This window comes from Kurthia sp. 11kri321 (assembly GCF_001534765.1).
In the GTDB taxonomy this organism is placed as follows: domain Bacteria; phylum Bacillota; class Bacilli; order Bacillales_A; family Planococcaceae; genus Kurthia; species Kurthia gibsonii.
On the sequence record NZ_CP013217.1, the window covers coordinates 210,059 to 222,826 of the forward strand.

Annotated in this window: 10 protein-coding genes; 4 read left to right on the plus strand and 6 right to left on the minus strand. The window is 36.2% G+C overall.

The window, feature by feature from the left end:
- Positions 1 to 12: 12 nt before the first annotated feature.
- A complete protein-coding gene (locus ASO14_RS01150; RefSeq protein ID WP_068450463.1) occupies positions 13 to 969 on the minus strand; it encodes a TDT family transporter in 957 nt (318 codons plus the stop codon).
- Positions 970 to 1,081: 112 nt separating this feature from the next.
- Here ASO14_RS01150 and ASO14_RS01155 point away from each other — a divergent pair, with 112 nt between their 5' ends.
- Positions 1,082 to 1,900, plus strand: coding sequence for a LysR family transcriptional regulator (locus tag ASO14_RS01155; RefSeq protein WP_068450465.1), 819 nt, complete (start codon positions 1,082 to 1,084; stop codon positions 1,898 to 1,900).
- Between the two features lie 28 nt (positions 1,901 to 1,928).
- Here the strand turns inward: ASO14_RS01155 and ASO14_RS01160 are convergent, their stop codons facing one another.
- From ASO14_RS01160 to nhaC, 5 genes are all read right to left on the minus strand, one after another.
- On the minus strand, positions 1,929 to 3,662 hold the full coding sequence (locus tag ASO14_RS01160) for an FTR1 family iron permease (protein WP_068450467.1): 1,734 nt from the start codon (positions 3,660 to 3,662) through the stop codon (positions 1,929 to 1,931).
- The gene (gene efeB, locus ASO14_RS01165; protein ID WP_068450469.1) at positions 3,637 to 4,905 is read right to left on the minus strand and encodes an iron uptake transporter deferrochelatase/peroxidase subunit; all 1,269 of its coding nucleotides are present in this window, start codon (positions 4,903 to 4,905) and stop codon (positions 3,637 to 3,639) included. Before efeB ends, ASO14_RS01160 begins: the two co-directional genes overlap by 26 nt.
- 5 nt (positions 4,906 to 4,910) lie before the next feature.
- Complete coding sequence (efeO, locus tag ASO14_RS01170) at positions 4,911 to 5,783, minus strand: iron uptake system protein EfeO (RefSeq protein WP_068450471.1); 873 nt, start codon at positions 5,781 to 5,783, stop codon at positions 4,911 to 4,913.
- A 252-nt stretch (positions 5,784 to 6,035) separates the two neighbouring features.
- The gene (locus tag ASO14_RS01175; RefSeq protein WP_068450473.1) at positions 6,036 to 7,196 is read right to left on the minus strand and encodes a class I SAM-dependent methyltransferase; all 1,161 of its coding nucleotides are present in this window, start codon (positions 7,194 to 7,196) and stop codon (positions 6,036 to 6,038) included.
- An 81-nt stretch (positions 7,197 to 7,277) separates the two neighbouring features.
- Entirely contained in the window at positions 7,278 to 8,669 is a 1,392-nt protein-coding gene (gene nhaC, locus ASO14_RS01180) for a Na+/H+ antiporter NhaC (protein ID WP_068450478.1), read from the minus strand.
- Positions 8,670 to 8,952: 283 nt separating this feature from the next.
- Here nhaC and putP point away from each other — a divergent pair, with 283 nt between their 5' ends.
- The 3 genes from putP to hflX all read left to right on the plus strand — a co-directional run bounded on the left by putP (position 8,953) and on the right by hflX (position 12,726).
- Positions 8,953 to 10,434, plus strand: a complete 1,482-nt coding sequence (gene putP / locus ASO14_RS01185) for a sodium/proline symporter PutP (RefSeq protein WP_068450480.1) — start codon at positions 8,953 to 8,955, stop codon at positions 10,432 to 10,434.
- Between the two features lie 75 nt (positions 10,435 to 10,509).
- Positions 10,510 to 11,214 (plus strand): VOC family protein, encoded by a 705-nt coding sequence (locus ASO14_RS01190; protein ID WP_068450481.1) that lies wholly within the window; start codon positions 10,510 to 10,512, stop codon positions 11,212 to 11,214.
- A 240-nt stretch (positions 11,215 to 11,454) separates the two neighbouring features.
- Positions 11,455 to 12,726, plus strand: coding sequence for a GTPase HflX (gene hflX, locus ASO14_RS01195; RefSeq protein ID WP_068450483.1), 1,272 nt, complete (start codon positions 11,455 to 11,457; stop codon positions 12,724 to 12,726).
- Positions 12,727 to 12,768 lie beyond the last annotated feature (42 nt).

Below are 12,768 nucleotides of genomic sequence, written 5' to 3' on the forward strand. Positions count from 1 at the left end.
ATGTTTTTTTTATTAAATTTCGACTTCTTTTTTAACAGTCTTTGCAACAGGTGCTTCTTTCTTTTGAATGAATAAGAAAGCAAGGTAGCGTACCAACACAATGCCTGTAATAACAATAGCTAGAGCCACTTCTGTATAAGCGACAAATTGGAAGTAAGGCCATTGTAGAACATCATGTGCAAGTGTTGCTGCAATCCCTGTAATCACAAGCGGGAATGTGAACGCTGCAAAGCTTGGATAGAAAGCAAGTTTGAAAATGTTGTGTAAGAAATACAATACGACAAAGAATAGAATCTGACTAACGATTAAACTACTAGCTACAATTGCTGTATTCGGCGCATCTGTGATTGCTAAATAGCCGGCTAAACATAATGATGTAGGTGCAGTTAGAATCGTTAGAAGTGGCATAGCAGCTGGTTCATTATAATGTGTTTTAATTAAACGGTAAATCATCATTGGTACGAGTACGACGTAATTAATAATCGCTAGTACAAAAAAGATTTGACCGATTAATAAATTGAATGTTGGTGATGTAAATGTAATAACACCAATACCGATATATGTGATGAACCAACTAGGGTATAAACTTTGTAAAGTTAAGTCATGTTTAATCACAAAATGATAGGTAAAGTGTGCCATAAAGCCAAGATGTAATACAATCGCACCATACCATAAGACATTAGCTAATAAGACAAAACTTTCAAATTGATGAATGTATGCAGCGATACCGAATGTTGCCATTGTGAACGTCGGTGCAACAGCTGCAATCATTGGATTTTTTAATTCTTGTTTAATTGATTGGAAGTCTACTACAACGCGTAGTGTCAAAAATGCGATTAGTAATATGGCAATCCATACGAAAATATGACCCACTACTTCGAATTGGCGTTGTAACATGAAGTTTCCAAGTGATACAATCGCTAAAATTAGACCAGCCATTGGAATCGGAATTTTTTTGATGAATGACATCGAATCATCTCTTTCTTAGTTGATACCTATATTATAAAACGAAATGTATTATAATAAAAATAAATTATTAAAATCATAATTATTATAAAAATTAATAATAGGGGTGGAAAATATGTTTCAGCGTTTTACGATTTTTATGCAGGCATATAAATTACGCAATTTTTCAGAAGTCGCGAATACATTGTTCATTTCGCAACCAACAGTTTCTGTCCAATTGAAAAAGCTTGAAGAAGAATTACATGTTACGCTATTTATTCGACAAGGACCGAAAGAAGTAATCCCGACAGAAGAAGCAGACTATTTATATCGCCAGTTATTAAATTTGCGTGATGAGTGGGATCATGTTTTAGAACAACTACAGCATATTAAAGAGAAGAAGGAAGTATGTGTTATTGCATGTTCTAATACATGTGCGACGAATTATATGCCACGTATATATCGTGATTTACAAGATGCTTTTCCGAATATTATTTTTGAATTGAAGCAGATGAATTCAGATGATGTCATGAAGCAGATGGAACAACATGAGGCGCATATTGGCTTAATTGAAAAACCACTTATGCATGAAACATTTCGACGTTTTCCAATCTTTGAAGATGAGTTAGTGTTAGCAGGGAAAAAGGACGCGAAACAGTGGCTGATGAGGGAAGCAGAGTCGGGTATTTATTATTACAATCAACGTTTTTTAGAAGAACAAAACGTCTATTTACCGATTTTAAAAGTGAATTCAAATGCCTTAATTGTAGAATTATTAAAGCAAGGAGAAGGTCTCACTATTTTATCGAAAGATTCGCTTGTACCAGACATTCCATATGATGAACATTATACGTATCATCGTCTTTTTTATTGTGTGACGAGAACACATCCAGCTACGAGCCAAATAAATGATTTAAACGCCTATATAGAACAAAAATATGCATTAAAAAAATGAGATTCAATTAAGAATCTCATTTTTTATATTACTTTTCATTTTTTCGTTTATAGATGATTGTACCAATCACTAGTACGATTAAAATAAGTTGTCCAATGATGGTTTCCCACGTCGGATAGAACCCGATATTCGGATAGACAGGTAAACCTGAAATGATGTTCGTACTCATACGGTCTGTTAATTGAAGTGTATGAATACTTACACCGATAATTTTAAATGCGAGTAAGTAGATTAGTACAGTCGCTACAGCGAAGAAACGGTGTACAGGAATTTTCGCACTCACTTTTAATAAGAAGAATGCGACTACTGCTAGAATTGCGATGGCTACAGCAATACCAAGAGCGAATTGACTTGTGGCCATTTTTGGTGCGATTCCTGCATAGAAAATTAATGTTTCGGCACCTTCTCGGAATACCGATAAGAAACTAATTGCTGCCATGGCGAATACCGATTGTTTCGACATAGCATGGTTCATTTGTTTTGAAATATAAGCGTTCCATGCTTTGACGTTTGATTTACTATGCATCCAGACACCGACACCAATCATCATAGCAGCTGCTGCAAGCCCAACGTAACCTTCAATCATTTCACGACTTGAGGCAATAGAATCAGAATTGAACAGTGTAGACATTAAGATAGCTGCCACGGCACTCAAGCCAATACCAGCGCCAGCACCGATATAAATCCATTTTGCCATATGTTCTTGATTTGATTTTTTCAAGAATGCAACGAGCGCTAAAATAATTAATAGTGCTTCTAAACCTTCGCGTAGAAGAATTAATGCAGCGTCCCACATCGTATAGTTTTGATCACCATCAACTAATTGGATTTGTTGTTTAAAGTCTGTTAATTGTTTTTTTAGTGCGTCTGCATCCACCGATGATTTTGTTAGTTTACCAGCAATGATGGGCATATCACTTTCAATTTTTGTGTACAGACCTGCATTTTTTGTACTAATATCACTTTCAACATTTGGCCATACTTTAATGAATTCTGTAATCGTAGCAGAAGCTTTTGAGTATTCTTTTTGGTCTATGTAATCATTCGCTTCATCAATTAAATCCGTTAATGTTTTAAGTGAATAGCCTTTTTTTACAGCGCCAACTTCTTTACCATTCGCAAAGTCTGTTACGTCTTGTTTTAATGTATTAAATGTATTTTGTAGTGAATCAAAGTTTGGGTTGTCACCTTCTAATTCTAAGCGAAGTAGCGACATTTGTACTTCAATCTCACCATATGCCGTCATATCAAATTGACGAACTGGTTTTTCATTCTTTGTCCAAAAAGCATTGAATGTTTTATAGCCTGTTAATGCAGTTTCGACATTCTTTGATTGAATCGCACGTTCTAATTGATTTAGAGCAGGCGTCATCGCCATTAATACGTCTTGGCGCTCTGATTTTTCATCTACGGGATTTTCTTCTGTTTCAAGATTTGCAATCCCTGTTGAAAGAGCTGTTAATGCAGCGAGACGTTCCTCTTTATTTTTCGCTTTTTCAGCAGCAGCAAGCGCATTATTTACCTCAGTTGCTGCTTTTGAATCTTTACGATTAGAAGCTTCCCAGTCTTTTTTGAATGTGGCAATGGCTTCTTTTGCTTTTTCATCATTTCCTTGTTTCGAATTCGTGATGGCATCACTAATTGAAATAAATAGATGACTATAGTTATTAGCAGGTTCTGCAAAAGCAGGCTTTGTATAAGAGCCTGCTAGTAATAAAAAGATTAATAAGATTGAACTAAAGCGTGTTAAAAAGTGCTTCACCGATAAAACTCCCTTTTTTCACACCAGGGAAGCAAGCGAATAGAGCACTGCCTCGATGGGTAATATATTCATTCATTTTATCCATACGACCTAAACTATTTTGAATCTTAATGAACTGATTCGGATCTTTTTGGAACGAAATGAATAATAAGCCTGCATCATGTGTCCCCGTTGAGTCCATAACACCAGAAGCATATGAATAAGAACGACGTAATAAGCGCACATTTGCTTTCTTTGCTAAAAAGACATGTGATGTTTCAGGGACTACATTTTCACCATTTTTATCTTTGCGATCAATTTCCATCGCTTCGAATTCACTTGTTTTACCAAGTGGCGCCCCTGTATCACGATGACGTCCAAATGTTGCTTCTTGTTCATCAAGTGCTGTACGATCCCATGTTTCTAAGTGCATTTGAACTTTACGTGCCACAAGGTATGTACCACCTGTAAGCCATGATTTTGATTCACCTGATTGGATAAATACAACACGATCTGCATCTGCTGCATCACGTGGGTTTTCTGTACCATCTTTGAATGCAAATAGATTACGTGGTGTTTCAGGTTTGCCATTCTTCATTGGAATGGCATTGAATCCAGCTTGCGACCATTTTAGTGAAACTCGACCTGTTGCGATACGAACTAAGTTACGCACTGCATGGAAGGCTACTTGTGGATCATCTGCACATGCTTGAATGCAAATATCGCCACCAGAATATTCTTCTTGTAACTGATCTTTTGGGAAGTGTGGTAAGTCTTTTAATTCTTTTGGTTTTTGATCGCCAAAATCGAATTTTTTAAATAGCGATGGACCTACACCGAATGTCAGTGTTAGGTTCTTCGCATCAAGACCAACCGCTTCACCTGTATCTGCAGGAGGTACCATGATGTTTGTGACATCACCAACTGTTTCGCCATTCATTAGTTTTACAGCAGCAGGTGTCCAATCTTTAAATAATTGGGCTAATTCTGCTTTTGTTTTCACAAGAACAGTTAACGAAGCAAAATAAATATTTGTTTGTGAAGGCGTCATAATACCTGATTGATTTTTCCCATAAAACTTTACTTTATTTTTTACGTTTGTCTTGTCTTCTTCAACTGCATTATTTCTACCAAATGCAGAGAGAATACCACCCATACCTGAAGCACCGATGGCTACACCTGCTGCTCCCACGCCAGTCATTTTTAACATTTGACGACGTGAGATTTTCTTTTCAAACAAATTATCTTTTTTTTCTTCGGTCATTTAAATCACTCCAAGATTGTTCCCATTTGAGCTAATGGCTCGCCAAGTTGATTAACAGCTAGAGAAAGAGCTTGTGTATCTTCTTTTTTCAATTTTGTGTAAGATACAAAACCACCATCTTTTGTTTCATGTTTTGCTAATAAATCGTTTACGTTTTTAAATTGTTTTGTTAGATTTTCAGCAAGTGCAGGGTCTTTATCTTGAATTTTCTTTTCTAAGATTGTAAAGATTTTTTCTGCACCTTCGATATTGGCTTTAAAGTCATATAAGTCAGTATGAGAATAGATTTCTTCTTCACCTGTAATTTTTGATGTTGATACTTCATTTAATAAATCAACCGCACCGTTGACCATTAGTTTTGGTGTTACTTCAACTGTTTCAACACGTGCGCGTAATTCTTTTGAATCGGCTAATAATTGATCTGCAACTTTTTCATAGCCTTTAGTTGTTTTTTCTACCCATAATGCGCGCTCTAACTTGTGGTAACCAGACCAATCTTCTTCGCCCTTACCTTCATCTTTTATATCAGCTAGACGTGCATCAATACGTGGATCTAAATCACCAAAGCTTTCAGCAATTGGCTCTGAACGTTCAAAATACATACGAGCTACTGGATAAATTTCTTTTGCTTTTTTCATATCACCAGCTTTTACAGCGTTTACAAAATCTTCAGTAGAAGATGTGAATTTGTCTAATTGATCAATTGCAAATTCTTTGTAAGCAGCAACTTCTTGATCAAGTTGAACTTGCTCTGTTTTAGGTTGCTCAGCTGTTTTACCTGTTGCATCCTCTTTTTTTGCATCTTCTGTGTTTCCGCATGCTGCTGTTAATACTGTTCCTGCTAAAAGAATAGTAGCTAAAATTGATTTTGATTTCATTATGATCCTTCTTTCGATTCGTTATTTATTACTAACAATGATAATCATTATCAGTTGAAAGTCAATACTTTTTCAATAAATAAAAAGAGAGAAGAATGTTTTAAGAAATTTCTCAAAAAGTGTATCACGAAAAAGTGAAGAATTATAGAAGTTTTTCGAAAATCCTTTCAAAATAAATAAATAGGAAGAAAGCGTGTGTGAAATAGAAAAAACACACCATATTTTCGCTTGGAAAATAGGTGTGCGAGTCATTTACAAATAATCTTTTAATTCATTTTCTAAGAACGGTTTTGCATGTAAAAATTGCGTGAAAGCATCGTAACGCGCACGTTGTTCTTCGGTCGGTTTTTTACCTGTTTTATAAGCGCGAATGAGAATATTTTTAGGGGTGTTTTCCATATCGATAAATTCGAGTAACTGTGCTTCATAACCTACAAGTTGAAGAATTTCAGCTCGAATGGAGTCTGTGGCAAGTGCAGCAAAGCGTTCTTTCACTAAACCATGTTGCAACATGATATCGAGTGGAGAAGCGTCGAGTTGTCGGTTCAGCTCATGTTGGCAACAAGGGACACTTAAAATGACGTTTGCATTCCATTTGACCGCGCGCGATAATGCCATATCTGTTGCAACATCACATGCATGAAGCGTAACGACCATATCGACTGCATTCTCATCATTGTAGTCATTAATATCACCAACTAAAAATTCAAGTTGGTCGTATTGAAGATCGCGTGCAATCTCAGCACAATGTTCAATGACTTCTTTTTTAAGGTCGAGACCTGTCACACGTAAGTCGAGTCCTTTCATTTCGTGTAAATAGTGATATAGCGCGAATGTCAGATAGGATTTACCTGAACCGAAATCTAAAATACGAATTGTGCGGTCTTTTGGTAAGTGTTCAAGTGAATCATCGATAAATTCAATAAAGCGATTAATTTGCTTGAACTTATCGTATTTTTGTTTTTTGACTTTGCCATCTTCTGTTTGCACACCAAGTCGTATAAGGAATGGATGTGGGACATCAGGATCTAAAATATATTGTTTTTTACGGTTATGTGATAGGTTCACTTGTTTTGTACTTTGTTGTTTATTCGTTTTGAAGAGTACTTTATTCTTTTTTGATAATTGAATTTGAATCGCTTCTTCTTTGAACTCACCTTGTAGCTGTCGGAAGTCTTCAAATAGCTGTGTGACTTTTTCAGCTACTTGGTCTAGTGTCACATTCTCATGTTTTAAAATACGTTCGTATTGATATTCGAATTGAATGTGATAAATTCCTTTGAGTGCAATCGGTTTTAACTTTACGCGCTTTACTTCATTTGATTTTTGACGCGGTTGACTAATCGTTGCAGAAATAAGTTGTTCGGTTGTTAGTAAAGTCGTTACACGCTCTAACATTTCTTGAAATTCCATATAAAAACTCCTTCTACTTTATATGCGTTTAAACTATGGGTAAGTTTAACACATTTTTAATAGAAGGAGTATGACAGTCGCTTATGATTCGTCTGACTTTAAATACGTTAATGTTTTGCCTGTAAAACCGAATAGAACAGTTAAAATCGGTGATAATAAGCAGAAGAAAGCGAATGGGAAGTATTCAGTTGTTGGAACAGCTAAAACAGTTGTAATAAAAATACCGCAAACACTCCATGGAACGAGTGGATTTACAACCGTACCAGCATCTTCTACTACACGTGCTAAGTTTTTACTATGAAGTCCTGCTTTTTTAAATTGATCTTGGAATGCTTCACTTGTTAATAGAATCGATAAATATTGTTCACCAATCAATGTATTAATACCGATTGCTGTACCAGCAGCTCCAGCAATTACTGAGCGTGGACGACGTAATAAATGTTCAACTTTTAACAGAATCGCTTGAATAATACCTAGTGTAAAGAGTAATCCACCCATTGATAGCGCAAGTAATACTAAACCGATTGTTGAGAACATACTGACTAAACCACCACGTGTTAGTAAGGAATCAATCTCTTTTAAACCTGTAGTAGATTTGAAGCCATCGTATAGAATAGACATCACTTCAGTAGCTGTATAAGGATGAATAAACAGCCCAATAATAATTGCAACGAATGATGTAATCGCTAATGTTGGAATGGCAGGTACTTTTTTAAATGCCATGATGACAAGTAGTGCGACAGGGATAAAAGCATACCAATGAATTAAATCTGTTTTTAATAATGCTTCTTTGAATTGGTCGATTGCTTCCGTCTGTTTTAATTCTTTCGTTGGCGACAAAATTGCAAACAAAATGGTTGAAATAACAAGTGCTGGAATAGTAGTCCAAGCCATATTTTTAATATGATCGAATAAATCAACTTGCATAATAGATGATGACAAATTTGTTGTATCAGATAATGGTGACATCTTATCTCCGAAGAAAGCACCTGAGACAATAGCACCTGCTGTAATCGCTAATGATAAATCCATAGCAGAAGCCATACCGATGAATGCTACACCAACTGTAGCGGTTGTTGTCAATGAACTACCGACTGCTACACCGACTACACAAGCAATTAAAAAGACAATCGCGAAAAAGAAGTGTGGTGAGATTGTTAAGAAACCGACGTAGATTAATGAAGGAATTGTACCTCCCATCATCAGTGCGCTAATCAAAATTCCGATAAAGAAGAAAATAAAAATAGCGCCTAATCCCGCACGCGCACCGTCCATCATGCCGAGTTCTAAATCTTTAAATGAAATCCGTTTAAATGCACCATAAATAAGTAATAACAAAATGGAAATTAAAATCGGAATATGTGGAAGTGCACCAAATTTAATAATGGATACACTCATAATCGCAATAATTCCTAAAATTAGAAGGAGGGCTTCTAATACAGAAGGAGCGATTTTAGCTTGAATACGAAACATAGTGTGACCTCCTCTAAAAATCTATGTAAATGTGTCATGTTCTACTTTTTTGCTTCAACGCATTGAAGTATAAGCTAAATTTTAGCATAGTTCATTAGATAGTCAATATAGAAAAACTGAAATGTTTCTTTAAAATAGTTATTTATACGTTTGAACGAGAAATTTTGTACGTATAATATACATTTTATGTTCCCTATGGTATGATTTTTATACATCACAATAATACCCATTTAATGGTTATTATACAAAGGGAAACCTAATTCTTACATAAGGGGGAAATGATATGACAGATAATACATATCAATTATTGGCGATTATTCTTTATATGGTTGCAATGCTTGCAATTGGCTGGTACTCGTTTAAAAAGACGAGTAACTTAACAGATTATATGTTAGGTGGTCGTTCACTTGGACCTGCTGTAACAGCACTAAGTGCAGGGGCATCTGATATGTCAGGTTGGTTATTAATGGGGTTACCAGGGGCGGTATATGCTTCTGGATTAGTAGAAGGCTGGATTGCAGTAGGTTTAACAGTCGGTGCATATTTGAACTGGTTATTAGTTGCACCACGTCTACGTGTATATACACAAGTATCGAATAACTCGATTACGATTCCGAGTTACTTAGATAACCGTCTAAAAGATTCATCTAAATTATTACGTATTGCTTCAGGACTTATTATTTTAGTATTCTTTACATTTTATGTATCGTCAGGTATGGTATCCGGCGGTGTATTCTTTGAAAGTTCATTCGGTTATAGCTATCATTCAGGTTTATTACTAGTAGCAGGTGTCGTAGTTGCCTATACATTATTCGGTGGATTTTTAGCCGTAAGCTATACAGACTTTATTCAAGGTTTAATCATGTTTTTAGCTCTAGTTACAGTACCAATTGTCGGTGTATTTGTAACAGGAGGCATTGGTGAAACAGTAACATCGATTAAAGAGGTTAATCCAGATTACTTAAGCTTCTTTGCGACTGCTACGACAGCAGGTGTCATTTCTTCATTAGCTTGGGGATTAGGTTACTTCGGTCAACCACATATCATCGTGCGTTTTATGGCGATTTCAAGTGTAAAAGAAACAAAACAAGCGCGTCGCATTGGTATCGGCTGGATGATATTAAGTTTATTCGGTGCGATGACGACAGCATTAGTCGGTATTGCTTACTATCAACAACATGGTTTGACACTGAAAAATCCTGAAACGGTATTTATCGCGTTAGGACAAATTCTATTCCATCCATTTGTAGCAGGTATTATGTTAGCCGCAATTCTAGCTGCGATTATGAGTACGATTGCCTCTCAATTAATCGTTACATCTTCAGCATTAGTTGAAGATATCTACAAAGCAGTATTTAATAAAAGTGCGTCAGATAAGCACTATGTATTTATGGGACGACTAGCTGTATTAGTTGTATCATTATTTGCGTTATGGGGTGCATGGGATCAAGATAATACAATTTTAGAATTAGTTGCATTTGCATGGGCTGGCTTCGGTTCAGCATTCGGTCCAGTCATTCTTTTAACATTATTCTGGAAGAAAATCACACGTTGGGGTGCTCTATCAGGTATGGTTGTCGGAGCAGTTGTTGCTTATGTATGGGGACAAAATAAAGAACTGCATGGAATGCTTTATGAAATCGTACCAGGTTTCTTCTCGGCATTCGTTATTGTGATTATTGTCAGTCTGATGACATATAAACCAAATCCAGAGATTGAACGTGAATTTGAAGAGACAAAAGAGATATTACGCCGCGATAAATAGGGTATAATCAAACTAACAAACCGTAGTTCCATATTTTAGTGGGCTACGGTCTTTTTAAAAATAAGGGGTGCTTGTATGTTTGAATTAGATCATGTCGTTTATTTTACGAAGAAAAGTCCTGAAGAAGTAGCAGCGAATGAATTGATATCAGGCATTCATCCTGTTGTAGGCGGACAACATCTACAATGGGGAACACATAATGCGTTATTTTATACAAAGTCGAGTTACATTGAATGGTTATCAGTCGAAAATGAAACTAAAGCAAAAGAAAGTCGTCATCCGTTAATCGAACAATTACTATTTGATGTAGATGGACGTGAAGGATTTGCTTCAATTTGTTTACGTTCTGAGAATTTAGAGAAGATGGATCGCTACTTTAAAAAGATGGGCTATAAAACAAGTGGAGTATTGCCATCTGAACGTAAAACAGCGAGCGGAGAAATTCGTCGTTGGAAAATGCTTTTCATTGATCAAAAAGTGGGGAATGCGTTACCATATCCGTTCTTCATTGAATGGGAGCAAGGAATGGAAGAACGTCTTGAAACGTTGCGTGAAGATGGTACGTTAAAACCAGATAACGAAGAATTAACGATTAAAAAATGTATCTTCCATGTACATGATGTTGAACAAAAACTAACGCAATGGGCTCGTCTATTATCATTGCCAACAAAGGATCATACATTACGACTTGATAATACAATTTTTGAATTCGTGGAATCAGCAGATGAAAAAGAACGCCTACATACGATTGAAGTTGTGAAGGCTTGGACAATTGAATAGCAGTATGATAGGATAAAATTAACTTTTTAGGACGGGAGGCTTTTCGAAATGGTAATTCGTATTCGATTGAATGATGCAACATGCAATTAAATACATCATATACGGCGAATTACGTCTTCTATTCGATTAGTCATCAATTTAAAAGGAGGGAGTAAGCGTATGTTTGCTCTGTCCTTTTTTTATTTTGTCAAAAAAGGGTAGATGTAATTTGCCCGTATAGTAGATGAAGGAGGAAGTTTTTTGGATCAAATTATAGAAAAAGCGATATTAGTTGGTGTGAATTTACGTCACGACCCACACTTTGAATATTCAATGGAAGAATTAGCGAATTTAGCAGAGGCATTAAATGTAGAGGTAGTCGGTGTGATCACGCAAAATTTAGAGCGTGTGACAGCTTCGCATTACGTTGGTACGGGGAAAATTGATGAGGTACGTAGTTTATATGAAGCAATGGACGCTAACTTAGTTATTTTCGATGACGAATTGTCACCAGCACAAATTCGTAATTTAGAAAAAGACTTAGATTGTAAAGTTATTGACCGCACGATGCTAATTCTAGATATTTTTGCGCGTCGAGCAAAAACGAAAGAAGCACAGATGCAAGTAGAGATTGCACAATTACAATATATGCTACCGCGTTTAGTCGGTATGTATAATTCATTGTCGCGTCAAGGTGGTGCGACTGGCGGTGGTTTTGCGAACCGTGGTGCTGGTGAAACGAAGTTAGAGCTTGACCGTCGTAAAATCGAGGAGCAAATTACAAAACTTCGTCGCGATTTAGAAGTTGTAAAAGAACAACGTGAAACACAGCGTAAACAACGCCGTAAAAATAATATTCCAGTTGTATCACTTGTCGGTTATACAAATGCAGGGAAATCAACGATTATGAATCAACTATTGGCGCGTACGAGTGATGAAGAACACAAGCAAGTATTTGAAAAAGATATGCTGTTTGCGACGTTAGAAACTTCAGTACGTCAAATTGAATTAGAGGATCGTAAAAAGTTTTTACTTACGGATACAGTTGGTTTTGTTAGTAAACTACCTCACCATTTGGTGAAAGCATTCCGCTCGACACTTGAAGAAGCACGCGATGCAGATTTACTATTACATGTAGTGGATGTCTCGAATGAAGATCATGAATATATGATGGAAGTAACGAATAAAACATTACAAGCAGTTGGCGTAGAGGGTGTACCGACGATCTATGTTTATAATAAAGCAGATTGTACAGAAATTACGTATCCATATGTGAATCAGAATCGCATTTGGTTATCGGCTCGTGATGGTAAAGGATTAGATGAATTAATCGGTATGATTCGTTCAGAAGTTTTCTCAGACTATGTCACACTTCGCGTATGTATTCCATATGATCGCGGCGATTTAGTTTCATTTTTAAATGAAAAGGCGAGCATTAAAGAAACAGCTTATGAAGAGGATGGTACGCATTTAAAAGTGGAAGTTCGTTTAGAACATGAACCGAAACTAAAGCCATTTATCATAACAGAATAAAGTTAGAAGCGTTCTATAGTGGGGTATATTTCCTCTATGGAA